At 53.6% G+C, this 24483-nt stretch carries 19 protein-coding genes; 9 read left to right on the forward strand and 10 right to left on the reverse strand.

The features are described from left to right. The first annotated feature begins 20 nt into the window (after nt 1–20). Nucleotides 21–650, forward strand: a complete 630-nt coding sequence (locus RIN69_RS08345; protein ID WP_313856775.1) for an MBL fold metallo-hydrolase — start codon at nt 21–23, stop codon at nt 648–650. Between the two features lie 81 nt (nt 651–731). Here the strand turns inward: RIN69_RS08345 and RIN69_RS08350 are convergent, their stop codons facing one another. From RIN69_RS08350 to pncB, 4 genes are all read right to left on the reverse strand, one after another. Next, complete coding sequence (locus RIN69_RS08350; protein WP_313856777.1) at nt 732–1922, reverse strand: amino acid aminotransferase; 1191 nt, start codon at nt 1920–1922, stop codon at nt 732–734. A gap of 259 nt (nt 1923–2181) precedes the next feature. After that, nucleotides 2182–3285, reverse strand: coding sequence for a porin OmpF (ompF, locus tag RIN69_RS08355; protein WP_313856778.1), 1104 nt, complete (start codon nt 3283–3285; stop codon nt 2182–2184). A gap of 301 nt (nt 3286–3586) precedes the next feature. Continuing rightward, nucleotides 3587–4987, reverse strand: coding sequence for an asparagine--tRNA ligase (gene asnS / locus RIN69_RS08360; protein WP_313856779.1), 1401 nt, complete (start codon nt 4985–4987; stop codon nt 3587–3589). A 171-nt stretch (nt 4988–5158) separates the two neighbouring features. Then, nucleotides 5159–6364: a nicotinate phosphoribosyltransferase gene (pncB, locus tag RIN69_RS08365; RefSeq protein ID WP_313856780.1), complete on the reverse strand. Its 1206-nt coding sequence runs from the start codon at nt 6362–6364 to the stop codon at nt 5159–5161. A gap of 266 nt (nt 6365–6630) precedes the next feature. On the opposite strand from pncB, the gene pepN reads away from it, so the two are divergent. Next, nucleotides 6631–9246, forward strand: a complete 2616-nt coding sequence (pepN, locus tag RIN69_RS08370; protein ID WP_313856782.1) for an aminopeptidase N — start codon at nt 6631–6633, stop codon at nt 9244–9246. Between the two features lie 37 nt (nt 9247–9283). Here pepN and ssuB read toward each other — a convergent pair whose 3' ends face one another. The 5 genes from ssuB to ssuE are packed head-to-tail and all read right to left on the reverse strand — an operon-like array spanning nt 9284 to nt 13558. Next, nucleotides 9284–10078 (reverse strand): aliphatic sulfonates ABC transporter ATP-binding protein, encoded by a 795-nt coding sequence (ssuB, locus tag RIN69_RS08375; protein WP_313856783.1) that lies wholly within the window; start codon nt 10076–10078, stop codon nt 9284–9286. After that, nucleotides 10075–10866 (reverse strand): aliphatic sulfonate ABC transporter permease SsuC, encoded by a 792-nt coding sequence (gene ssuC, locus RIN69_RS08380; protein WP_313856785.1) that lies wholly within the window; start codon nt 10864–10866, stop codon nt 10075–10077. Before ssuC ends, ssuB begins: the two co-directional genes overlap by 4 nt. Nucleotides 10867–10875: 9 nt before the next feature. Then, the gene (gene ssuD / locus RIN69_RS08385) at nt 10876–12021 is read right to left on the reverse strand and encodes an FMNH2-dependent alkanesulfonate monooxygenase (protein WP_313856786.1); all 1146 of its coding nucleotides are present in this window, start codon (nt 12019–12021) and stop codon (nt 10876–10878) included. 10 nt (nt 12022–12031) lie between these two features. Next, nucleotides 12032–12994, reverse strand: coding sequence for a sulfonate ABC transporter substrate-binding protein (locus tag RIN69_RS08390; protein WP_313856787.1), 963 nt, complete (start codon nt 12992–12994; stop codon nt 12032–12034). 12 nt (nt 12995–13006) lie between these two features. Then, nucleotides 13007–13558, reverse strand: a complete 552-nt coding sequence (ssuE, locus tag RIN69_RS08395; RefSeq protein WP_313856788.1) for an NADPH-dependent FMN reductase — start codon at nt 13556–13558, stop codon at nt 13007–13009. Nucleotides 13559–13815: 257 nt separating this feature from the next. On the opposite strand from ssuE, the gene pyrD reads away from it, so the two are divergent. Together pyrD and RIN69_RS08405 are read left to right on the forward strand one after the other, a co-directional pair. Further along, on the forward strand, nt 13816–14826 hold the full coding sequence (pyrD, locus tag RIN69_RS08400) for a quinone-dependent dihydroorotate dehydrogenase (RefSeq protein WP_313856789.1): 1011 nt from the start codon (nt 13816–13818) through the stop codon (nt 14824–14826). A gap of 197 nt (nt 14827–15023) precedes the next feature. Continuing rightward, complete coding sequence (locus RIN69_RS08405; protein WP_313856790.1) at nt 15024–15569, forward strand: cell division protein ZapC; 546 nt, start codon at nt 15024–15026, stop codon at nt 15567–15569. Nucleotides 15570–15595: 26 nt separating this feature from the next. On the opposite strand, the gene RIN69_RS08410 is transcribed toward RIN69_RS08405, so the two are convergent. Then, complete coding sequence (locus RIN69_RS08410) at nt 15596–16705, reverse strand: YcbX family protein (RefSeq protein WP_313856792.1); 1110 nt, start codon at nt 16703–16705, stop codon at nt 15596–15598. 146 nt (nt 16706–16851) lie between these two features. Here RIN69_RS08410 and rlmKL point away from each other — a divergent pair, with 146 nt between their 5' ends. The 5 genes from rlmKL to pqiC are packed head-to-tail and all read left to right on the forward strand — an operon-like array spanning nt 16852 to nt 24379. After that, complete coding sequence (gene rlmKL / locus RIN69_RS08415) at nt 16852–18969, forward strand: bifunctional 23S rRNA (guanine(2069)-N(7))-methyltransferase RlmK/23S rRNA (guanine(2445)-N(2))-methyltransferase RlmL (RefSeq protein ID WP_313856793.1); 2118 nt, start codon at nt 16852–16854, stop codon at nt 18967–18969. A gap of 6 nt (nt 18970–18975) precedes the next feature. Next, on the forward strand, nt 18976–20889 hold the full coding sequence (locus RIN69_RS08420; protein ID WP_313856794.1) for an ABC transporter ATP-binding protein: 1914 nt from the start codon (nt 18976–18978) through the stop codon (nt 20887–20889). A gap of 19 nt (nt 20890–20908) precedes the next feature. Beyond that, nucleotides 20909–22183 carry a membrane integrity-associated transporter subunit PqiA gene (gene pqiA, locus RIN69_RS08425; protein ID WP_313856795.1) on the forward strand — a complete coding sequence of 425 codons (1275 nt, stop codon included), beginning with the start codon at nt 20909–20911 and terminating at the stop codon, nt 22181–22183. Next, nucleotides 22170–23816, forward strand: a complete 1647-nt coding sequence (gene pqiB, locus RIN69_RS08430) for an intermembrane transport protein PqiB (protein WP_313856797.1) — start codon at nt 22170–22172, stop codon at nt 23814–23816. The genes pqiA and pqiB overlap by 14 nt, the downstream gene beginning before the upstream one ends. Next, a complete protein-coding gene (pqiC, locus tag RIN69_RS08435; RefSeq protein WP_313856798.1) occupies nt 23813–24379 on the forward strand; it encodes a membrane integrity-associated transporter subunit PqiC in 567 nt (188 codons plus the stop codon). The genes pqiB and pqiC overlap by 4 nt, the downstream gene beginning before the upstream one ends. Nucleotides 24380–24483 lie beyond the last annotated feature (104 nt).

A 24483-nucleotide genomic window follows, 5' to 3' on the forward strand; every position in this document is an offset into this window, starting at 1 on the left:
TTAGCCGGTAACGGAGCGTTATGGACTATCACATTATTCCCGTCACGGCATTTGCCCAGAACTGTTCGTTGATTTGGTGTGCGGAAACGCAAGAAGCCGCCATCGTCGATCCGGGTGGTGACGCTGAGAAGATTAAGCAAGCAGTGGCGGAGAAGGGTGTCAACGTTAAGCAGATTCTGCTGACGCACGGTCATCTCGATCACGTTGGTGCTGCCGCAGAACTTGCCGCGCATTATGCGGTGAAGATTATTGGACCGCAAAAGCTCGATGCTTTCTGGCTGGAAGGCTTACCGGCCCAGAGCCGTATGTTTGGACTGGCAGAGTGCGCGCCACTGACGCCGGATCGCTGGCTGGAAGAGGGCGAAAGTGTTGAGGTCGGTAATGTCAGGCTCGATATCCTGCATTGCCCAGGACACACGCCGGGTCATATTGTGTTCTTTGATGCTGAAGGTCGTCTGCTGGTCTCTGGTGATGTGATTTTCAATGGTGGTGTTGGCCGCAGTGATTTCCCACAGGGCAACCATCAGGCGTTAATTGATTCCATCACAGATAAACTGCTGCCATTGGGCGATGACGTGACTTTTATCCCAGGCCACGGACCGATGTCGACACTCGGTCACGAACGGGTCAGTAATCCTTTCCTGCAGTAGCCGCGTAGGGGAGCCGTTTTCGGGCTCCCGTCCAGCGCTCATCTTCATCAGAGGCGGCGATAACGCCGCCCCAACGGACTATTAAAGCACTGCCACAATCGCTTCACACAGCGGCGCCATGTTATCTGGCGTCATACCGGCCACGTTAACGCGTCCGGAATTCACCGCATAAACACCGAACTCTTCACGCAAGCGCACCACTTGATCTTTGGTCAGGCCGCTAAAAGAGAACATGCCGTTCTGATTGATGATAAAGCTGAAGTCGCGGTTAGCGCCTTTCTCCTGCAAAGTATTCACAAACAGCTGACGCATGCGGTGAATACGCTGGCGCATATCGGTCAGCTCTTGCTCCCACAGCGTGCGCAGAGCCTCATTACCCAGAATAGTGGCAACCACTGCCGCACCGTGAGCCGGTGGGTTAGAGTAGTTGGCACGAATGGTGGCTTTTACCTGGCTGAAAGAGGTATCAGCAATTGCAGCATCAGCAGCAACCAGCGTAAATGCCCCCACGCGCTCGTTATACAGGCCAAAGTTCTTGGAGTAAGAGCTGGCAACGATCAGTTCCTGATGGCTGGCAGCGAAAATACGCAGGCCTTCAGCATCTTCTTCGAGTCCACGGGCAAAACCCTGATAGGCGAAGTCAAACAGCGGTAACCAGCCGCTGGCCTGAGACAGTTCAGAAAGCCGCGCCCACTGTTCTGCGGTTGGGTCGACGCCGGTTGGGTTGTGGCAGCAGCCGTGGAACAGCACTACGTCACCCGCTTTCGCTTCACGCAGGCTGGCAACCATGCCATCGAAATTAAGCTGATGGTTTTCCGCATCGTAGTAATTGTATTCGCACACTTCCAGGCCCGCAGACTCGAACACATTTTTATGGTTAGGCCAGCTTGGGTTACTTACCCAGATGCGTTTTACCGCGGTCTGATTGGCGAGAAAGTCTGCCGCTACGCGCAGTGCACCGGTACCGCCAGGGGTTTGCGCAGTACGCGCACGTTTACTGGTGAGAATCTCGTTGCCTTTACCAAATAACAGCTCCTGCGTACAGTGACCGAAATCCGCCAGGCCATCAATGCTCAGGTAATTTTTAGTGGTTTCGTTTTCCAGCAGATAGTGTTCCGCTTTCTTCACGCTGGTCAGTACAGGTGTTTTACCGGTTTCATCTTTGTAAACACCAATACCGAGATTGATTTTGTTGGGACGGTCATCGGCGCGGAAAAGATCGGCTAAACCAAGAATCGGGTCGGCGGGTGCAGCTGCAATGTTTTCAAACATATGAGAGGGTCCGTAAGCTTATTCTAAAGCGAATTGAACTCTCAGGTTAACGCCAGAACGTGCAAATGCCAACCGTTTGCGACAAAAAGAACTACGCAGATCTCAGACTGATTTGAGCAGGCTAATACCGGCAATACCGGAGCGGCAGAAACCGTAATCAACGCGGCCGGGAAAGGTGAGTGAAAGATAAAATCGGTAAATAAAAACGGAGCCTTTCGGCTCCGTTTATGTTTGCTGCGATACGCTGTATCGCAGGAAATCAGAACTGGTAAACCAGACCCAGTGCGACGATATCGTCGGTAGGCAGGTCTAACGCGTTGTTGTTGTTCAGCAGGTTGATACGGTAATCAACATAGGTAGACATGTTTTTGTTGAAGTAGTAGGTGCTGCCCACAGAAACATATTTGGTGGTGTCAACATCGCCAATACCTTCTACGTCTTTAGCTTTGGTCTGAATATAGGCCAAGGATGGACGCAGGCCGAAGTCGAACTGGTACTGAGCAACCAATTCGATGTCCTGAGTTTTGTTAGCAAAACCAGAAACGTCGGTACGGCCAATGCCATTAGCGTTAGCACGTGAACCAGAAATTGGCGTTGCGTTACGGCCCTGAGCGTAGGTTGCTGCCAGGTATACGCTGTTTGCGTCATATTTCAGGCCAGTTGCCCAAACTTCAGCACGGTCGCCACGACCCAGAGTGTTTGCACCGGTGTTCTGACGCGCAGTACGGTCCTGGCTTGCGTATGCAGCTACGATGCCGACACCGATTGGAGAAACGTAAGAAGAGGACAGACCCCAGCCATCGCCATTCGCACGACGGATGTCTTCACGATCGTTTTTACCCTGATACTGTACGGCGAAATCCCAGCCATCAACCAGGCCGAAGAAGTTGTTGTTACGGTAAGTTGCCACGCCGGTAGTACGGCTGGTCATGGTGTCGGAGAAGCCGAAGTCACCACCGAATTCTGGCAGCATATCAGTCCATGCCAGTGCATCATAAGCCACGCCGTAGTTACGACCGTAGTCGAAAGAACCTGCGTCGCCGAATTTCAGACCAGCAAAGCCCAGACGGGTTTTGTTGCCGTCTTGCGCGTCAGAACCTTCAGAGTTATTCGCCTGAACGTTATATTCCCACTGGCCGTAACCGGTCAGTTGGTCAGAGATCTGAGTTTCACCTTTGAAGCCGAAACGCACATAAGATTGGTCGCCGTCACTACCGTCATCTTTAGAGAAGTAATGCAGGCCAACGGCTTTACCGTACAGGTCCAGTTTGTTGCCGTCTTTATTATAGATTTCTGCCGCGTTTGCTGCACCAGCAGCTAACAGAGCTGGAATTACTACTGCAAGAATGTTGCGCTTCATCATTTATTATTACCCTCATTGGAGTTTATTCGGACACCTGCCACTGCCGTCAATAATTCTTTACAGAACCACGATGAGAGTTTGGTGTCTTCCTGTGTCTGCAGGCATCTTTCCATTCAAAGCACGGTTAATCCACCTCGAAAATGCTACTAATATCCTAATCTGGTTGCAAAAGGAAAATATGTGTAACTGGATGTAAAAAATGCGGAACTTTGTGAGACAACTCTAAATTTACAAAAATAAAAAAAGGTCAGCGAGGCTGACCTTTTTATATATATGAATTTCTTATATTTAATGCTGAAAATCAGAAGCTGGCGTTACGTGGCGTACGTGGGAACGGGATAACATCTCTTACATTTTGTACGCCGGTGACATAGGCGATTAATCGTTCGAAACCTAAACCAAAACCTGAGTGAGGCACGGTGCCATAGCGACGCAGATCGCGATACCACCAATAATCTTCTTTATTCAGGCCCATTTCTTCGAGGCGAGCATCCAGCACATCAAGGCGTTCTTCACGCTGTGAACCCCCAATAATTTCACCGATACCCGGAGCCAGAACGTCCATCGCGGCCACGGTTTTACCGTCTTCGTTCAGGCGCATATAGAAAGCTTTGATATCTTTCGGATAGTTTTTCACTACCACAGGCGCTTTAAAGTGCTGCTCGGCGAGATAACGCTCATGCTCAGAGGAGAGATCGATACCCCAGGAAACGTCGTTCTCAAACTTCTTGCCGGATGCCAGCAGGATATTTACCGCGTCGGTGTAATCTACCTGAGCGAAGTCGGTGGTGACAAAACGTTCAAGACGAGCTACCGCATCTTTATCAACACGTTCAGCAAAGAACGCCATATCGTCGGCGCGCTCTTCCAGTACCGCTTTAAACACATATTTCAGCATCGCTTCAGCCAGCGCCGCTGCATCGTCCAGGTCGGCAAAAGCAATTTCCGGCTCCAGCATCCAGAATTCAGCCAGGTGACGGCTGGTATTGGAGTTTTCTGCGCGGAAGGTTGGGCCAAAGGTGTAGATTTTAGACAGTGCGCTGGCGTAGGTCTCACCGTTCAGCTGGCCAGAAACCGTCAGGAAGGCTTCCTTACCAAAGAAGTCTTCATTGAAATCTACTTTACCCTGCGGGTCACGCGGCAGGTTTTCCAGGTCCAGCGTCGACACGCGGAACATCTCACCGGCACCTTCGGTATCGGAGGCGGTAATCAGCGGAGTGGAAACCCAGAAATAGCCGTTCTCGTGGAAAAAGCGATGCAGCGCCTGGGCCAGCGTATGACGAACGCGCGCGACGGCACCGATCAGGTTGGTGCGCGGACGCAGGTGAGCAACTTCACGCAGATACTCAATGCTGTGACGTTTTGCCGCCATTGGATAGGTGTCCGGATCGTCAACCCAACCAACCACTTCTACCGCACTGGCCTGAATTTCAAAGCTCTGGCCTTCACCCGGCGAGGCCACCACTTTGCCGGTGATAATCACCGAACAGCCGGTGGTCAGGCGTAATACTTCTTCCTGATAATTATTCAGAGAATTATTTACGACAGCCTGAACGGGATTAAAGCAGGAACCGTCATAAACGGCGACAAAGGAAATACCGGCTTTCGAATCTCTTCGGGTACGCACCCAACCACGTACGGTGACTTCGCTGTCAACCGCAGCCCGGCCGTGCAGTACATCCGCTACAGGCACTACGCTCATAAATTTCTCTCTTTATTAGTTTCTGATTTGAAAATTAATAACCCCCGGAACTGAGGGTCTTGCTATGTTACTTGCCGTCGGGCAGGACACAAGCAGAATTCGCGGCAGCAGACGAGATTTATTCTGAAAATCGGGGAGTTCGGGGACGAAGCGGCTCGTCCCCGTGAGGTATCAGCTGGCTTTTTTAACCAGCGGCAGGTCAAAAGCTTTGCGTAATGCGCGGACAAATGCCGGATCCTGACAGATGGTTTTACCCGGGCTGTCGGAGAGTTTAGCCACCGGCTTGCCGTTACACTCAACCAGTTTGATCACGATATTCAGCGGTTTTACCTGTGGAATATCGCAGGTAAGCCGCGTACCGATACCGAAATTAAGGTTAACGCGCTGATCAAAGTGGCGATAAAGGTTGACCGCTTTTTCCAGATCGAGATTATCGGAAAACACCAGCGTTTTACTCAGTGGGTCAATGCCCAGCCGCTGATAATGCGCGATGGCTTTTTCACCCCATTCAACCGGATCGCCCGAATCATGGCGCAGACCCTGATAGCGGCTGGCAAAGGCCGGGCCGAAATCACGCAGGAAAGCGTCCATCGTGATGCAGTCGGTTAACGCAATACCCAGCCGGTCATCATACTCGTCCAGCCACGCCTGAAGTGCCGCACGCTGGCTGTTGGCCAGCACCGGGCTGATTTGCTGATGTGCCTGGAACCACTCATGAGCCTGTGTGCCCACCGGTGTGATATCGAGTTTGCGGGCAATTTCATAATTGCTCGAACCCACCAGCCACGGGAACTGCTGCTTCAGGGTGCTGACAATCGCCAGTTGCACCTCGCCAGAGAAGCGGCGACGGCTGCCGAAGTCCATTAGCCTGAAGCGCGACAGATCAATATCCGCCGTCAGGCGGTTAAACGCTGCCAGCTTACTGTGCAGATGTTCCACTGCCATTTCCGTGGTCACCTGCGGTGAGCGGTGGCGATGCACCACTTCACTGATCAGTGCCAGCAGCGGAACCTCCCACATAATCACTTCGCGCCACGGGCCGGTGATGCGGATATCCAGTTTGCCATGATGATTGCGCACCTGTACTTGCGCCGGATCATAACGGAAGTCGCGCAGCCAGTTGAGATAGTCTGCGGTGAAAAACGGCAGTGACGCGAGGTAGTTGTACTCCTCGTCGTTCAGTGCCAGCGCGGACATCATCGCGATCTGTTGAGAAATTTCATCTGCATAAATACCCAGCAGGTCGTCACCACGGCAACGAAACTCTGCGGCAACGACAACGTCGTTATAGCGATGAAACACGGCTTGCTGCATATGAAGCTTGTAGGCATCAGTGTCAAGCAGCGTAGTCAATATCGGGGAAGCGTGTCGTGTCATGGTGCGTTTCAGCATCCTCTCGCGCGCGGAGCGTTTCCTTGGTGTAAGTAAAGTGTCTCAGTCAAGAGCCAGAAGTATAACCGGATTACTTATTTATTGAACCCGATCACAGCATAATTCAGACCGTCAGGTCGAGGGTAAAAAGTGCCATTGTTAATAGAATGTGTGATTTGCTGCTGCTAAGGGTGATTCCACGTGGCAACCTTTGCGCAACAGGAATAGACTTGAAGCGATTAACTTTTTTCTGAAGACGTGAGAAGAATTCTATGACGCAACAGCCTCAAGCTAAGAATCGCCATGATTATCGTGCGCCTGATTACACCATTACCGATATTGATCTGACTTTTAATCTTGATGCCAGCGTGACTCGCGTAACGGCGGTAAGCCGCATCAAACGCTTGGGTGCCAGCAATGCGGCTTTGCGCCTTGATGGCGAAGATTTGACGCTGATCTCGCTGGAAGTTGATGACCAGCCCTGGAGTCATTACCAATTACAGGAAGGTGCGCTGATCGTCGAACAGCTGCCGGAAAACTTTACGCTGAAGATTGTTAACGATATCCACCCGGACCAAAATACCGCGCTGGAAGGCCTGTATAAATCCGGTGAAGCATTATGTACCCAGTGTGAAGCGGAAGGATTCCGTCATATTACCTGGTATCTCGATCGCCCGGACGTGCTGGCGCGCTTTACCACCACGATTATCGCTGACCAGGCGCGTTATCCTTTCCTGCTCTCCAACGGTAACCGCCTTGATAGCGGCAAAATGGAAGACGGTCGCCACTGGATGAAGTGGGAAGATCCGTTCCCGAAACCGTGCTACCTGTTTGCGCTGGTGGCCGGCGATTTTGATGTGCTGCGCGACAGTTTTACCACGCGATCAAACCGCGATGTGGCGTTAGAAATCTATGTCGATCGCGGCAATCTCGATCGTGCTGACTGGGCGATGACCTCGCTGAAAAACAGCATGAAGTGGGATGAAGAGCGCTTCGGCCTTGAATACGATCTTGATATCTTTATGATCGTCGCCGTCGATTTCTTTAATATGGGCGCGATGGAGAATAAAGGCCTCAACGTCTTTAACTCCAAATATGTGCTGGCGAAAGCAGAAACCGCTACCGATAAAGACTACCTCGGTATTGAAGCGGTGATCGGCCATGAATACTTCCATAACTGGACCGGTAACCGTGTAACCTGTCGCGACTGGTTCCAGCTCAGCCTGAAAGAGGGGCTGACGGTTTTCCGCGATCAGGAATTCAGTTCGGATCTCGGCTCCCGTGCGGTAAACCGCATTGATAATGTGCGTGTAATGCGAGGCTCACAGTTTGCCGAAGACGCCAGCCCGATGGCGCATCCGATTCGTCCCGAGCAGGTTATCGAGATGAATAACTTTTATACCCTGACGGTATATGAGAAAGGTTCGGAAGTGATTCGTATGCTGCACACGCTACTGGGCGAAGAGAATTTCCAGAAAGGCATGCAGCTCTATTTTGAACGCCATGATGGCAGCGCAGCGACCTGTGATGATTTTGTGCAGGCAATGGAAGATGCGTCCAATGTCGATCTGTCGCAGTTCCGTCGCTGGTACAGCCAGTCCGGTACGCCGGTGGTGTCGGTGCGTGATGACTACAATCCGGAACTGGAGCAGTACACGCTCCATGTTACCCAGATGACGCCGCCAACTGCCGATCAAAAAGAGAAGTTGCCGCTGCATATTCCGTTGAACATCGAACTGTACGATGAACAAGGAAAAGTGATCCCGCTGCAGCATAACGGCCATCCGGTGCACAACGTGCTGAATGTCACCGAAGAGTTCCAGACTTTTATCTTTGATAACGTTCACTTCCAGCCGGTTCCGTCACTGCTGCGAGAATTCTCCGCGCCGGTAAAACTGGATTACAACTGGAGTGATGCGCAGCTGACTTTCCTGATGCGTCACGCCAGCAATGACTTCTCCCGTTGGGACGCTGCGCAAAGCCTGCTGGCAACTTACATCAAGCTGAATGTCGCGCGTCATCAGCAGGGCCAGCCACTGTCGCTGCCTCAGCATGTTGCGGATGCCTTCCGGGCAGTGCTGCTGGAAGAGAACAGCGATCCGGCACTGACGGCGCTGATTCTGACGCTGCCGGGTGAGAACGAAATCGCTGAACTGTTTGAAACCATCGATCCGGAAGCTATCTCTTCGGTACGTGATGCGCTGATGCGCACGCTGGCGACGGAGCTGGCTGACGAACTGCTGGCGGTTTATTACGCGAACCAGAGCAGTGAATATCGCGTGGAACATGCGGAAATTGGCAAACGCTCATTGAAAAACATCTGCCTGAGCTATCTGGCGCTGGGTGATGAAACGCTGGCCGAGAAGTTGGTTACCGCGCAGTATCAGCACGCCAACAATATGACTGATGCATTAGCGGCGATGTCGGCGGCAGTTGCCGCGCAGCTGCCATGCCGTGAAGCTCTGCTGGCGAGCTTTGACGAGCGCTGGCATCAGGATGGGCTGGTGATGGATAAGTGGTTTATCCTGCAGGCTACCAGCCCGGCGGCAGATGTGTTGTCGCGGGTGCGTGAACTGCTGCATCACCGTTCGTTTAGCCTGAGCAATCCTAACCGCACGCGCTCGCTGATTGGCGCTTTTGCTTCAGCCAATCCATCAGCATTTCATGCTATCGATGGCAGTGGTTATCAGTTCCTGGTGGAGATTCTGTCCGATCTCAACACGCGGAACCCACAGGTTGCTGCGCGTATGATTGAGCCGCTGATTCGTCTGAAACGTTACGATGCGACGCGTCAGGGATTAATGCGTCAGGCGCTGGAACAGCTGAAGGGGCTGGATAAACTCTCTGGCGATCTCTACGAGAAAATTACTAAAGCGTTAAACGCGTAATGGTTTTACGGGCGGCTTTGCGCCGCCCGTCTTAATTTTAACGCTGCGCGTAGCGTTTTTCTGTTGCCGGTTCTGCCGGCGCACGTTTCATCACTCGATCCAGCACTTCTGCCTCCAGCTCAGCCAGCTTCGCCGAGCCGCGACGGCGCGGACGCGGCAAATCAACGATTAAATCCAGCCCGACATTGCCTTCCTCAATTAACAGTACCCGATCGGCCATTGCCACCGCTTCGCTGACGTCATGCGTGACCAGTAACACGGTAAAATGATGCTGTTGCCAGAGTGATTCGATCAGATCCTGCATCTCAATGCGGGTTAACGCGTCCAGCGCACCCAGTGGCTCATCCAGCAGTAACAGGCCCGGACGATGAATCAGTGCTCTCGCCAGCGCCACACGCTGTTTTTGTCCGCCGGAAAGGGCCGCTGGCCATTCACTGGCACGATCGGCCAGCCCGACGGCATCCAGCGCTTCCAGCGCCGCCTTGCGCCACGACTTACCGCGTAATCCCAGCCCGACATTATCAATCACGCTTTTCCAGGGCAGCAGCCGCGCATCCTGAAACATCAGGCGGGTATCATCACGCGACTCGCTTAGCGGCGTACTGCCTGCCAGTAACTCGCCGGAGCTGGTGGTTTCCAGCCCGGCCAGCAAGCGCAACAGGGTACTTTTGCCGCAGCCGCTGCGGCCGACCACCGCGACAAACTGTCCGGAGGGAATATGCAGGTTGATGTCATTCAGGATGGTACGGCCGCCGTACTGTTTGCTGACACCATTGATCACCAGCGGCGTGCCGGCATTGAGACGCGCCGGCGAAGAAGTTAGCTCGCTCATGCGTTTTCCTCTTTCAGTTGATAGGCCGGATGCCAGCGCAGCCAGACGCGTTCAAGTAACAGCGCACTGACGTCTGCCAGTTTGCCGAGCAGGGCATAAAGAATAATCGCCACCACCACGATATCGGTTTGCAGAAACTCGCGGGCGTTCATCGCCAGATAGCCAATACCGGAGTTGGCTGAAATGGTTTCCGCGACAATCAGCGTCAGCCACATCAGGCCGAGCCCAAAGCGTACGCCAACCATAATCGATGGCAGCGCTCCCGGCAGGATCACCTGCACAAACAGGCTCCAGCCGGATAAACCATAGCTGCGTGCCATCTCCACCAGCCCGCGATCGACATTGCGAATACCGTGATAAGTATTCAGGTAGATCGGGAATAGCGTGCCGAGCGCCACCAGAAAGATTTTCGCTGACTCATCAATACCAAACCACAGGATGACCAGCGGGATCAGCGCCAGGTGCGGGACGTTACGCAGCATCTGTACTGAAGTATCCAGCAGGCGTTCACCCCAGCGAGACATACCGGTAATCAGCCCCAGCAACAGGCCAATCGAGCCACCGATGCTGAAACCCACTATCGCACGCCAGCTACTGATTGCCAGATGCTGCCACAGCTCACCGCTGGCAGACAGCCGCCAGAAAGTGATAACAATATTTTCTGGTGACGGCAGAATCCGCGTCGACAGCAGCCCGGTTTGTGAAGCAATCTGCCACACCACAACCAGCAGTATCGGCAGTGCCCAGGGAGCCAGCTGATTGGCCAGTCGATTCCGTAGTTTGCTCATCGTGACCTCTTAACTCTGTGACACTTTCTGCGGAGCAAAATCGTTCGCCACCGCTTCACCATGCGCCGCAATTTTGCGCGGTTGCGGAATTTCCGGCACATTCAGGTCGAGGTGCGGGAACAGCAGTTCGCCAACGCGGTAGGCTTCTTCCAGATGCGGGTAACCGGAAAGAATAAACGTCTCGATACCGAGATCGGCATATTCCTGCATCCGCGCCGCAACGGTTGCACCATCGCCAACCAGCGCGGTTCCGGCACCGCCACGGACCAGACCGACGCCTGCCCACAGATTGGGGCTGATCTCCAGCTTGTCGCGGCGACCACCGTGCAGTGCCGCCATACGCTGTTGGCCGACAGAGTCGGTACGGGCCAGCGCCTGCTGCGCTTTGGCGATGGTGGCATCATCAAGGTGTGAAATCAGTCGGTCCGCCGCCTGCCATGCTTCTTCATTGGTTTCACGCACGATAACGTGCAGGCGAATGCCAAAACGAACCGTACGGCCCTGTGCAGCCGCTTTGGCGCGCACCGTTTCAATTTTCTCTTTGACCTGTGCCGGTGGTTCACCCCAGGTGAGATAAACATCCACCTGCTCGGCGGCCAGATCCTGAGCCACCGCCGATGAGCCGCCAAACCACAACGGTGGACGCGGCTGCTGTACCGGTTTAAACATCAGGCGCGCACCGCGTACGTGCACGTGTTTACCTTCATAATCAACCGTTTCGCCTTCCAGCACTCGTCGCCAGACGCGGGTAAATTCAGCAGACTCTTCATACCGTTCACGATGGTCGAGAAACACACCATCACCGGCCAGTTCTTCCGGATCGCCGCCGGTCACCAGGTTAAACAAGGTGCGACCATTGGAAAGGCGATCGAGGGTTGCGGCCTGACGAGCGGCCTGAGTAGGGGAAATGACTCCCGGACGCAGCGCCACGAGGAAACGCAGGCGCTGAGTAACCGGAATCAGTGAGGCTGCCACCAGCCAGGCATCCTCGCAGGAGCGGCCGGTAGGGATCAGTACGCCGCCAAAGCCAAGGCGGTCCGCCGCCTGCGCGACCTGTTGCAGATAGCCATGATCGACCGGACGAGCGCCTTCTCCGGTACCAAGATAATGGCCGTCACCGTGAGTAGGCAGAAACCAGAAAACGGAAAGACTCATGATGTGCTCCTTATTGATGTGCGGGTGCGTCGTGCCAGATGCGATCGGTAATATCGACTTTCACCGGCATTAAACGATTCTGATAAAACAGGTCTGCGGTGTGTTGCTGCGCTTTGGCCGTTTGCTCACTTACCGGCGTAATCACGGTAGGCGGGCGGTGGCTGAGGTAGGTAGCAACAACCGGTTTGGGTAAGCCAATGGCTTTAGCCAGCAGATCGATACTTTGTTCTTTATCGGTGCGGGTCAGAGCATCGGCCTGGCTGAAGGTATCCAGTACCTGACGAATAAAGCCGCCATTGGCTTCAGCAAAGCTACGGCCAGCCAGATAGAACGAGCCGGTCAGGTTCATGTCGGTGCCATCCTTTAATACCCGGACATCGCCCTGCAATAACGCGGCAGAGTAGTAAGGGTCCCAAATTGCCCAGGCATCGACATCACCCTGTTGAAACGCAGCGCGCGCATCCGCTGGCGTCAGATAAGTGGCTTTGATATCGCTAAAGTTCAGGCCCGCCTGTTGCAATGAACGCAGCAGCAAATTGTGCGAGCTGGAGCCTTTCTGGAAGGCAACTTTGTGCCCTTTAAGATCGGCGACGCTTTTCAGCGGGCTGTCTTTCGGCACCAGAATCACTTCGGCCAGCGGTTTTGCTGGTTCGGAACCGACGTAAAGCAGATCGGCTCCGGCTGCCTGCGCAAACAGTGGTGGAATATCGCCGGTGCCGCCGAGATCGATGCTGCCCACGTTCAGCGCTTCCAGCAGTTGTGGCCCGGCCGGAAATTCAACCCATTTGATGGTGGTGTGAGGAAACTGCTTCTCCAGCAGCTGATGCGATTTTGCCAGCACCATACTCACCGAGCCTTTCTGATAACCAATACGAAACTGCTGCGGGGCCGATGCATCGGCACTGGCGCTGCTGGTAAAGACCAGCAGGGCGCTCAGGGCGCAGCCGGATAACCAATGGCGTAATCGTTTCATTATTTGTTGTCCTTATACCGCAGCGGCGAGGGGGTAATGACGACGCGACAGCGCATGGAAGAAGGTCTCCAGCGCATCATCAATGCGGGAAGCCAGTACCGCACTTAACTCCGGCTGACGGTCGTAGTGGGTGATTTGCGTATCATCGGCAAACACGCCGTGCAGAACTTCCTGCGCTTTTAGCGCGTTAAGCACCGGCTTCAGGGCGTAATCTACCGCCAGCATATGCGCAATGGTGCCGCCGGTTGCCAGCGGCAAAACCACTTTATGTTCGAGGGCGCGTTCAGGTAGCAGATCGAGCAGGGTTTTCAGTGCGCCGGAGAAAGAGGCTTTATACACCGGCGTGGCAACGATTAAGCCATCGGCGCCTTCAAGGTCTTCCTTTAATGCCAGCAGCGCCGGGGAGTCAAAACGCGCATAAAGTAGATCTTCTGGCTGGAAGTTATGCAGATTCCATGGAATCACTTCAACGCCGCGTTTTTCCAGTGCTGCCTGGCAAAGGGTTAACAGCGCCGTGGAGCGTGAAGGATAGCGAGGGCTTCCCGCCAGACTAATAACGCGCATAAACACTCCTTATAACTAAAAGTTATTGATTAAACTTATTTCAGAACAGATGAAGCTATCCTGACAGAGCAGGGAGGGGCGTTTAAATGATTTATCCGGCAAATCTAAGCCAGTTTTCAGATAAGGAGAGCAATCCACGGTAAGAACAGAGAAAACGTTTGCCTTTATTCGGCGAGATTTGTTTTAGATCCTGTTTTTTCTTTTGTTTATCCCGGATAATACCGCCCCGTTTGGCCACCGGGAATCCAGGAGAGTGTATGTACTATCCCATCGTTCGTAAGGCGCTGTTTCAGCTCGATCCAGAGCGGGCGCATGAACTGACTTTTCAGCAGCTGCGCCGACTATCCGGCACCCCCTTTTCCGCCCTAATCCGACAGAAACTACCGAACAAACCGGTGAAGTGTATGGGGCTGACATTTAAGAACCCGCTGGGGCTGGCCGCAGGGCTGGATAAAAACGGCGAATGTATCGATGCTTTTGCCGCGATGGGCTTTGGGTTTGTCGAAATTGGCACCGTCACCCCGCGCCCACAGGCCGGTAACGACAAGCCGCGCATGTTTCGTATTGTCGAAGCTGAAGGGATTATTAACCGCATGGGTTTTAATAACCTCGGGGTGGATCATCTGGTCGAGAACGTTAAAAAAGCTCATTTCGACGGTATTCTCGGCATTAATATCGGCAAGAATAAAGACACGCCGGTAGAGCAGGGCAAAGACGATTATTTAATCTGCATGGAGAAGGTCTATCCCTACGCCGGTTATATTGCCATCAATATATCCTCACCGAACACGCCAGGTTTACGCACCCTGCAATATGGTGAAGCGCTGGACGAATTGCTGGCTGCGATCAAAATTAAGCAGCAGGAACTGGAAAAAATTCACCACAAATATGTTCCTGTGGCGGTGAAGATCGCGCCGGATCTCTCTGAAGAAGAGTTGATCCAAATAGCGGAGAGTTTGCTGCGTCATAATATTGATGGCGTGATCGCCACCAATACCACCCTCGACCGTTCGCTAGTGGCCGGATTAAAACATTGCGACGAAGCGGGTGGACTCAGCGGGCGCCCGGTACAGTTACGCAGCACCGAAGTGATTCGCCGCCTGGCACAGGAGCTGCAGGGGCGCATCCCAATTATCGGCGTGGGCGGCATTGATTCTCTGGTTGCGGCGCGGGAAAAAATCGCTGCCGGAGCCACACTGGTGCAAATATATTCTGGTTTTATCTATAAAGGACCGCCACTGATTAAGGAAATAGTGTCACAACTGTGATGCGGCTCTGATACTGTTCTACGCTAAATTAGCCAGGGGCTTTATTTCTGCCGCTGGCTCGTTTATATTTTATCCCGATTCATCAATATTTAGTCTATATTCATTTTTGCCGCTACGTTTCATCTTCGGCTTATGCAGAGGTTTTGAATACAAAACTCCAGGCAAGAGTAACAATTTATTTCTTTAAAGGGCGTACCATGAGAATTAAACCTGACGACAACTGGCGCTGGTTTTTTGACGCAGAGCATGATCGCATGATGCTCGATCTGGCAGATGGTATGCTGTTCCGTTCCCGTTTCCCGCGCAAAATGTTAACCCCGGATGCTTTCAGCGTCTCTGGCTTTTGCGTCGACGATGCCGCACTGTTCTTCAACTTTGACGAAAAATGCCGACAGGCCGGGCTGAAAGCCGAACAACGCGCTGAGCTGGTGCTGAATGCACTGGTGGCAACCCGCTTTCTCAAGCCGTTAATGCCGAAAAGCTGGCATTTTGAAAGTTATCATCACGTTGAATGGCGTCCGGGTGAGGGCGACATGGTCAAGGTGCAGCTGTGCGAGAATGGCGAGCAGGCACGTCTGCTGGTGGTAGAAACCGGTGAGAGTGCGGCGCTCTGTTTGTTAGCCCAGAGCCAGTTGACATTGGCCGGGCGCAGTATGGTGCTGGGCGATGCGATTAAAATTATGCACGACCGCCTGGTTCCGCACGTGAAGAAAGAGTCGGTGAGTTACGATCAGGCGGTTTAACGCCGGGTCTGTTCGGCGTTCCAGTATTAAGCCAGCTCAATATCGCCCGCAGGAATACAGCTACACGCCAGAATAGTGCCGTCATCACGAATCGCACTCTGTTTCATGGCTTTCACTTCTCCGGAAACCAGCGTCATTTTGCAACTGCCACATATTCCGGCGCGACAGGAGTAAGGAATACGATGGCCCTGCATCTCTAACTGTTCCAGCAGCACTTGCTGATTGTTACCGCTGAACTGCCCGCCCTGATAAGCAATGGTCACCGCCGTTTCTGCCTGTTGTTCGACCGCCAGCGTTTCTACCACCTGACCAGCGCCATAAATACGCGGTGTTTTGGTTTGCAGAATCTCCAGCCGATCGCCAACGCGGATCACGCCGCTGTTGCGGGCAATAAGATTAAGGCCAAAATCGACATCGCCGCTGTCATCGCCCGCGCTGCGGAATTTTTGCAAGCTGGCCAGCGGTTCACCGCTGGGATGTTTGCGTCCGCGATCCGGGCTGATGGTGGTAAATACGCAGCGGCTGCAAGGTTTGGGGACATCAAAGGTAATATCACCAATGCGCACCACTGACCAGCCGTCTTCGGCCCAGGCGCTGGCCCCGCTGACCACCAGGTTAGGGCGGAACTGCTCCAGTTTAACGCTGGCCGGGCAGCGCTGTTGCAGATCGAACAGTGAGGCATCATTGACTAACAGATAGGGAAAGCCGTCGGCAAATCCAAGTGGAGTCTGCGGATGTTTTTTCACCCGGCGAGTCATTTCCGGCCCGACCCAGCGCAGCTGTACCGGACGCGGAAAAAAACCGCTCAGCCAGTGATTGATGGTTTCCGGCGCGATCAGTGCGGTAAAATGGTTGCCCCAAACCTGGGTGGCGGCCGATTCAGCGGCAAAGTCGGCAAAACGAATGCTGGCGCTGCTGCCATCCGGCGCTTGCAGATACAGGCCATCAATCGTCAGCGCCGGGGTGAACAGCACGATTTCCGGAAACTGGCGCGCGGTAATAAAGGTGCCATCCGGCTCGGTAATCATAAAAATGCGGTCAAATGCCAGACCGCTCTCCAGCGCCTGGGCGTGCGACAGCTGCAAGCCGCGCATCGACTTGACCGGGTGAATAAACAGGCGCGACAAGGTAATCATGGGGCTCTCCATGCTTGAGCGGGTAGTCTGAAGCGAAAATCGGCTAAAAGCGGATAAATCGTCGGACGAAAAGAAGCTAACTTTATGACATGCGTCTGTGATTAGCTATAATGCGCAACAATTTTCTCAGGACAGTAAGTGACGATATGAATTCTCTGTTTGCCAGTACGGCGCGTGGGCTCGAAGAGCTATTGAAAAGTGAACTGGAAGCGCTGGGTGCGCAAGACTGCCAGGTCGTCCAGGGCGGCGTACATTTTCAGGGAGACGATCGTTTACTCTATCAAAGCCTGATGTGGAGTCGACTGGCGTCGCGTATTCTGCTGCCATTAACCGAGTGCGGTGTTTACAGCGATCTGGACCTGTATATTGGCGCGCAGGTGATCGACTGGACCGCAATGTTCGACAGCGACAGGACTTTTGCCGTCCACTTCAGCGGCACCAATGAAGTGATCCGCAACAGCCAGTTCGGTGCGCTGAAAGTGAAAGATGCCATCGTTGACAGCTTCACGCGTAAAAATTTGCCGCGTCCGAATGTCGATCGCGAACAGCCCGATATTCGCGTAAACGTCTGGTTGAATAAAGACACTGCCAGCATTGCCCTCGATTTGAGTGGCGATGGCCTGCATCAGCGCGGCTACCGTCAGCAGGCCGGTCAGGCACCGTTAAAAGAGAACCTGGCGGCCTCAATCGTGCTGCGCTCCGGCTGGCAGCCGGGTACGCCGCTGCTCGATCCAATGTGTGGTTCAGGTACGCTGTTGATTGAAGCGGCGATGATCGCCAGCGATCGTGCACCAGGTCTGCATCGTACCCACTGGGGATTCCTCGGCTGGAACAAGCATAATGAAGAATTGTGGCGTGAAGTCACCAGTGAAGCTCAGGTGCGCGCGCGTCGCGGCCTGCAGGAAACCACTTCCCGCTTCTATGGTTACGATAATGATTCACGCGTAATGGAGCGCGCGCGCGCGAATGCCCGTCGTGCCGGTCTGGCCGATGTGATCAGCTTTAACGTGCAGGATGTGTTGCAACTGACCAATCCATTGCCGGAAGGGCCAACCGGCACCGTGCTGAGTAACCCGCCATACGGCGAGCGTCTCGAGAGCGAGCCGGCGTTGATTGCACTGCACTCCCAGCTGGGTCGCATTATGAAAAGCCACTTTGGTGGCTGGAATCTGTCGCTGTTCAGCGCATCACCGGAGCTGTTAAGCTGCCTGCAACTGCGTGCCGATCGCCAGTTCAAAGCGAAAAACGGCCCGCTGGACTGCGTACAGAAAAACTATCAGCTGGCGGTCAACAGCTCGCCAAACGCGGTAGGGCAGATCGCGGAAGATTATGCCAACCGCCTGCGTAAAAATCTGAAGAAACTGGAAAAGTGGGCGAAGCAGGAAGGCATCGAATGCTACCGTATTTACGACGCCGATCTGCCAGACTACAACGTGGCGGTCGACCGCTACGGTGACTGGGTCGTGGTGCAGGAGTATGCGCCGCCGAAAACTATCGATCCAAATAAAGCTCGTCAGCGCCTGTTCGACGTCATTTCTGCCACCCTGAGCGTGCTTAATCTGCCAGCTAACAAGCTGGTGATGAAAACGCGTGAAAAGCAGAAGGGTAAAAGCCAGTATCAGAAACTGGGTGAGAAGGGCGATTTCTTTGAAGTTTCGGAATTTAATGCAAAATTATGGGTCAACCTGACCGACTATCTCGATACCGGCCTGTTCCTTGACCACCGCGTGGCGCGTAAAATGCTTGGCCAGATGAGCAAAGGTAAGGATTTCCTTAACCTGTTTGCTTACACCGGCAGCGCCAGCGTACATGCCGGGCTGGGCGGTGCGCGCAGCACCACTACCGTGGATATGTCACGGACTTATCTGGAGTGGGCAGAGCGCAACCTGCGCCTGAATGGCCTGACCGGCCGTCAGCATCGTCTGATGCAGGCAGATTGCCTCAGCTGGCTGCGCGAAAGTCAGGAGCAGTTCGATCTGATCTTTATCGATCCACCGACTTTCTCCAACTCAAAACGTATGGAAGAGAGTTTTGATGTTCAGCGCGATCATCTGGCGCTGATGACCGACCTGAAGCGTCTGTTACGTAAGGGCGGCACCATCATGTTCTCCAACAATAAACGCGGATTCAAAATGGACCAACAGGGACTGGCGTCACTGGGTCTGAATGCGCAGGAAATTACGGCCAAAACCCAGTCGCAGGATTTTGCCCGCAACCGTCAAATTCATAACTGCTGGCTGATTACTCATGCTGGTAAGGAATAAGTTTTTATGTCACTGATCAGTATTCATGGTGCTTACCTGTCATTCAGCGATGCGCCGCTGTTGGATAACACTGAGCTTCATATCGAAGAGAATGAACGCGTCTGTCTGGTAGGCCGTAATGGCGCCGGTAAATCGACGCTGATGAAAATTATCAACGGCGAACAGCCTCTGGACGATGGCCGTATCATTTACGAACAGGATCTGATTGTTGCCCGCCTGCAGCAGGATCCACCGCGTAACGTCGAGGGTTCGGTGTATGACTTTGTCGCTGAAGGTGTCGCCGAGCAGGCTGAGCATCTGAAGGCCTATCACGCAATTTCCCATGTGGTGATGGAAGATCCGAGCGATAAAAACCTTAACGAGATGGCGCGTCTGCAAACGATTCTCGATCACCAGAATCTGTGGCAGCTCGAGAGCCGCATTAATGATGTGCTTGAGCAGATTGGCCTGCAGGCCGATGTGCCACTCTCTTCACTGTCCGGAGGCTGGCTGCGTAAAGCGGCGCTGGGTCGTGCGCTGGTCAGTAATCCGCGCGTGCTGATGCTCGATGAGCCAACGAACCACCTCGATATTGAAACTATCGACTGGCTGGAAGGATTCCTGAAAACCTTCCAGGGCAGCATCGTATTTATTTCCCACGACCGTTCCTTTATTCGCAATATGGCAACCCGCATTGTCGATCTCGATCGCGGCAAGCTGGTTTCCTGGCCGGGTGATTACGACCAGTATCTGCTGGGTAAAGAAGAAGCGCTGCGCGTGGAAGAGATGCAGAATGCCGAATTCGACCGTAAACTGGCGCAGGAAGAGGTCTGGATTCGTCAGGGCATTAAGGCGCGTCGTACCCGTAATGAAGGCCGCGTGCGCGCATTAAAAGCCTTACGTCGCGAGCGTTCTGAGCGCCGCGAAGTAATGGGCAAAGCCAATATGTCGGTGGGCGAAGCCAGCCGTTCAGGCAAAATCGTCTTTGAGCTGGAAAATGTCGATTACGGCATCTCGGGTAAACAGCTGGTTAAAGATTTCTCGGTACAGGTGCAGCGCGGCGACAAGATTGCACTGGTTGGCCCGAACGGCTGTGGTAAAACCACCTTACTGAAGCTGATGCTCGATCAGCTGAAAGCCGACAGCGGCCGTGTGCATATTGGCACCAAACTGGAAGTGGCTTATTTCGATCAGCACCGTGCTGAACTCGATCCGGACCGCACCGTGATGGATAACCTTGCCGAAGGTAAGCAAGAAGTGCTGGTAAATGGTAAGCCGCGCCACGTACTGGGTTATTTGCAGGACTTCCTGTTCCACCCGAAACGCGCAATGACTCCGGTACGTGCGCTGTCCGGTGGTGAGCGTAACCGTCTGCTGCTGGCGCGCCTGTTCCTGAAACCCAGCAACCTGATGATTCTCGATGAACCGACCAACGACCTCGATGTGGAAACGCTGGAGCTGCTGGAAGAGCTGATTGATGGCTATCAGGGTACCGTGCTGCTGGTCAGCCACGATCGTCAGTTTGTCGACAATACCGTTACCGACTGCTGGATCTTTGAAGGCAATGGTGAGATTGGCAGCTTTGTTGGTGGCTACCACGATGCGCAGTTGCAGCGTGCGGCTTACAAACAAACTCGCGCCGCCAGCAAACCGGCCGCCAACACGCCAAAGCAGGAAAGTGCTAAAAGCGAAACTGTTAAACGGCCGGTAACCAAACTAAGCTATAACCTGCAACGTGAACTGGAACAGCTGCCGCAAAAGCTGGAGCAGCTGGAGAACAAGATTGTCGATCTGCAGGCGCAGATGGCCGATGCCAATTTCTTCAACCAGCCGCACGATAAAACCCAACCGGTGCTGGATGCGCTGGCGCAAACCGAGCAGGAGCTTGAAGTGGCTTTCGAGCGCTGGGAATACCTTGAATCCCTGAAAAACGGTGCCTGATATAACGGGAGTGTAAGGTATGTGTTCGTCGGACCACGCGCATCACTGGATGCTCTGTCCCCAATGTGACCTGATGACACAGCTGCCGGAGATTAAACCCGGCAGCAAAGCGAGTTGTCCACGCTGTCACACCACATTAATTGCCAACTGGGTTGAGCCGCGCAAGCGGCCAACCGGCTACGCGATTGCTGCACTGTTTATGCTGTTGCTCGCCAACCTTTTTCCTTTTGTTAATATGCAGGTCGCCGGTCTGAGCAGCCAGATCACCCTGATGCAGATTCCGCAGGTGATGGTTTCTGAGAATTACAGCAGTCTCGCGACACTGTTTATGCTGTTTGTGCAGGGCGTTCCGGCTTTTTGCATGGTGGCGATTTTGCTGCTGGTGAATAAGGTGCGCATGGCCGAACCGCTGCGGCGCTGGATGGCTCGTATACTGTTTCAGCTGAAAAGCTGGAGTATGGCGGAGATCTTCCTCGCCGGCGTGCTGGTCAGTTTCGTCAAACTGATGGCCTATGGCGATATCGGTATCGGCAGCAGCTTTGTTCCCTGGTGTCTGTTTTGTGTGTTACAGCTGCGCGCGTTTCAGTGTGTCGATCGCCGCTGGCTATGGCAGCAAGTCGATCCGATGCCAGCACTGCCGCATAAACCGATTGCCGGTATTAGCGGCCTGCGCCAGGGCGTGCGCTCCTGTCGTTGCTGTACCGCGATTCTTCCCGTCGATCAGCTGGTCTGTCCGCGTTGCGGAACCACCGGGCATGCCAGACGCAGGCACAGCCTGCAATGGACCATCGCGCTGCTGATCACTTCAATTGTGCTGTATGTTCCGGCCAACCTGATGCCGATCATGGTCACTGAAGCGCTCGGCAACAAAATGGATTCAACCATTATGGCCGGGGTTATTCTGTTGTGGAGCGACGGTTCTTATCCGGTCGCGCTGGTGATTTTTATCGCCAGCATAATGGTGCCGTCGTTGAAGATGATTGCCATTGGCTGGCTCTGCTGGGATGCGCATGGGCGTGGCCGTGGTCGTCACGACAGCGAAAAGATGCATCTTATCTATGAAGTGGTGGAGTTTGTCGGACGTTGGTCGATGATTGACGTTTTTGTTATTGCCGTGCTCTCTGCGCTGGTGCGTATGGGGCGATTAATGAGTATTTATCCTGCTACAGGTGCGCTGTTGTTTGCGGTGGTGGTGATTCTCACCATGTTCGCGGCAATCACTTTTGATCCGCGCCTGACCTGGGATCGAGTACGAGAAAAAAGTTTGAAGGAGCCGAGCGTTGACGGAAAATAATCACGGCGTTGCCAAAGTCGAGCAGATCAAACGCTGGTCGCCGGTCTGGATCATCCCGATCGTAACCATTCTGATCGGTGCGTGGATACTGTTTTATCATTTCAGCCATCAGGGGCCTGAAGTCACCCTGATCACCACCAATGCCGAAGGGATTGAAGGCGGTAAGACCACAATTAAAAGTCGTAGCGTTAACGTCGGTATCGTTGAAAGCGCGGTGCTGAGCGACGATTTGCATCATGTGGAAATCAAAGCGCGCATGAACTCCGGTATGGAGAAGCTACTGAAAAGTGATACCGCGTTTTGGGTAGTAAAACCGCAAATTGGTAAGGAAGGCGTGACCGGGCTCGGAACGCTACTTTCCGGTGCCTATATTGAACTGCAGCCGGGCAGTACTGACGGAGCTAAGCCGGAAAGCTACGAGCTGTTGGATTCGCCACCGCTGGCACCGCCTGATGCGAAAGGGGTGCGTATTACCCTTTACAGCAATAAAGCCGGGCAACTGAATGCCGGCGATCCGGTATTGTTCCGTGGCTATCGCGTTGGCTCAGTCGAGACCAGCCAGTTCGATACCGACAAGCGCTCAATGCGTTATCAGCTGTTTGTTACCGCGCCTTACGATCGTCTGATCACCACCAACGTGCGCTTCTGGAAAGACAGCGGCATCGCCGTGGATATGTCGGCTTCCGGCATGCGCGTGGAAATGGGCTCACTGACGACCCTGTTTAGCGGTGGCGTCAGCTTCGACGTGCCAGAGGGGCGCGACCTCGGCGAGCCAGCGGAAAATAATGCTGAGTATCAGCTGTTTGACGATCAGCGCAGCATCCAGAATTCGCTGTACACCGAGCATAAAGACTTCGTTATGTTCTTTGACGATTCGATTCGTGGTCTGCAGCCGGGCGCACCGGTCGAGTTCCGCGGCATCCGTCTGGGAACCGTAGCGCAGGTACCTTTCCTTGTTCCGGGTACTAATCAGCAGCTGAATAACGATTATCGTATTCCGGTGCTGGTGCGTATTGAGCCGCAACGCTTCGTTAAAATGATGGGCAGCAACTTCGATCTGGAACGTCGCTTGCAGGAAGGCAGAAAGCAGGGGCTGCGCGCCTCACTGAAATCGGCCAATTTACTGACCGGGTCTCTGTATGTTGATCTCGACTTCTATAACTCAGTGAAACCTTACACCGGGCCAAATGAGATTGGCGGTTACGAGATTATTCCAACCACCAGTAGCGGTCTGAGCCAGATTCAGCAGAAACTGATGACGGCGCTGGATAAGGTTAATGCGTTGCCACTGAATCCGATGGTGAACGAGGCAACCAATACTCTGGCAGAAAGCCAGCGTACGCTGCGTGAGTTGCAGAAGACGCTGGATAATATCAACCAGATCACCTCCAGCCAGTCGATGAAAGAGCTGCCGCAGGATATGCAACAAACCCTGCGTGAACTGAATCGCAGTATGAAAGGCTTCCAGCCAGGTTCGCCAGCTTACAGCAAAATGGTTGGCGATATGCAGCGTCTCGACCAGGTACTACGTGAACTGCAGCCAGTATTGAGAACGCTGAATAATAAGAGTAACGCGCTGGTCTTCGAAGCAAAACCAGGCCAGGACCCACAGCCAAAGAGGGCTAAACAATGATGAAATGGATCCCTGTGGCAATGGCGCTGGCACTGAGCGCCTGTAGCAGTACAACGGAAACCACTTACTATCAACTACCGGCTGCGGCCGGCAGTGCCAGCACCATCAACAGCAACGCGCCTGACAAGCCGATTCTGTGGATTGAGCACGTATCAGTGCCTGATTACCTTGCCGGCAGCGGCGTGGTCTATCAGACCAGCGATGTGCAATATGTCATTGCCGCCAACAATCTGTGGGCCAGCCCGTTGGACCAGCAGCTGCAACAGACGCTGGTAAGTAACCTTAGCGCTGTGCTGCCAGGCTGGATTGTCTCGGCGACGCCGCTGGGTGATAAGCACGATACGCTTAACGTCAATGTGACTGGTTTCCATGGCCGCTATGACGGTAAAGTGATTATTAGCGGTCAATGGATTCTGCAACACGACAGCCAGCTGATTAAGCGACCGTTCCTGATGGCATTACCGCAGGATGAGGATGGATACGATGCGTTGGTCAGAACGCTGGCGAAGGGTTGGCAGCAGGAAGCTCAGCGAATGGCTAATGAGCTTTCGCGCTTAAATTAGACAAATTTTTACTAAACCGCTAAGTCCTTGATTGTCTGAGAGCGTGTTGCTCTCAGCTTCAGGGACTTTTTATTTGATATTTCAGAAAGATAATCCACTTTTAT

Source organism: Winslowiella toletana (genome assembly GCF_032164335.1).
GTDB lineage: Bacteria > Pseudomonadota > Gammaproteobacteria > Enterobacterales > Enterobacteriaceae > Erwinia > Erwinia toletana_A.

What these genes read in the sequence shown, in the direction of transcription:
- RIN69_RS08345 (WP_313856775.1), top strand. Translation starts at nt 21, where the DNA reads ATGGACTATCACATTATTCCCGTCACGGCATTTGCCCAGAACTGTTCG.
- RIN69_RS08350 (WP_313856777.1), bottom strand. Translation starts at nt 1,922, where the DNA reads ATGTTTGAAAACATTGCAGCTGCACCCGCCGACCCGATTCTTGGTTTA.
- ompF (WP_313856778.1), bottom strand. Translation starts at nt 3,285, where the DNA reads ATGATGAAGCGCAACATTCTTGCAGTAGTAATTCCAGCTCTGTTAGCT.
- asnS (WP_313856779.1), bottom strand. Translation starts at nt 4,987, where the DNA reads ATGAGCGTAGTGCCTGTAGCGGATGTACTGCACGGCCGGGCTGCGGTT.
- pncB (WP_313856780.1), bottom strand. Translation starts at nt 6,364, where the DNA reads ATGACACGACACGCTTCCCCGATATTGACTACGCTGCTTGACACTGAT.
- pepN (WP_313856782.1), top strand. Translation starts at nt 6,631, where the DNA reads ATGACGCAACAGCCTCAAGCTAAGAATCGCCATGATTATCGTGCGCCT.
- ssuB (WP_313856783.1), bottom strand. Translation starts at nt 10,078, where the DNA reads ATGAGCGAGCTAACTTCTTCGCCGGCGCGTCTCAATGCCGGCACGCCG.
- ssuC (WP_313856785.1), bottom strand. Translation starts at nt 10,866, where the DNA reads ATGAGCAAACTACGGAATCGACTGGCCAATCAGCTGGCTCCCTGGGCA.
- ssuD (WP_313856786.1), bottom strand. Translation starts at nt 12,021, where the DNA reads ATGAGTCTTTCCGTTTTCTGGTTTCTGCCTACTCACGGTGACGGCCAT.
- RIN69_RS08390 (WP_313856787.1), bottom strand. Translation starts at nt 12,994, where the DNA reads ATGAAACGATTACGCCATTGGTTATCCGGCTGCGCCCTGAGCGCCCTG.
- ssuE (WP_313856788.1), bottom strand. Translation starts at nt 13,558, where the DNA reads ATGCGCGTTATTAGTCTGGCGGGAAGCCCTCGCTATCCTTCACGCTCC.
- pyrD (WP_313856789.1), top strand. Translation starts at nt 13,816, where the DNA reads ATGTACTATCCCATCGTTCGTAAGGCGCTGTTTCAGCTCGATCCAGAG.
- RIN69_RS08405 (WP_313856790.1), top strand. Translation starts at nt 15,024, where the DNA reads ATGAGAATTAAACCTGACGACAACTGGCGCTGGTTTTTTGACGCAGAG.
- RIN69_RS08410 (WP_313856792.1), bottom strand. Translation starts at nt 16,705, where the DNA reads ATGATTACCTTGTCGCGCCTGTTTATTCACCCGGTCAAGTCGATGCGC.
- rlmKL (WP_313856793.1), top strand. Translation starts at nt 16,852, where the DNA reads ATGAATTCTCTGTTTGCCAGTACGGCGCGTGGGCTCGAAGAGCTATTG.
- RIN69_RS08420 (WP_313856794.1), top strand. Translation starts at nt 18,976, where the DNA reads ATGTCACTGATCAGTATTCATGGTGCTTACCTGTCATTCAGCGATGCG.
- pqiA (WP_313856795.1), top strand. Translation starts at nt 20,909, where the DNA reads ATGTGTTCGTCGGACCACGCGCATCACTGGATGCTCTGTCCCCAATGT.
- pqiC (WP_313856798.1), top strand. Translation starts at nt 23,813, where the DNA reads ATGATGAAATGGATCCCTGTGGCAATGGCGCTGGCACTGAGCGCCTGT.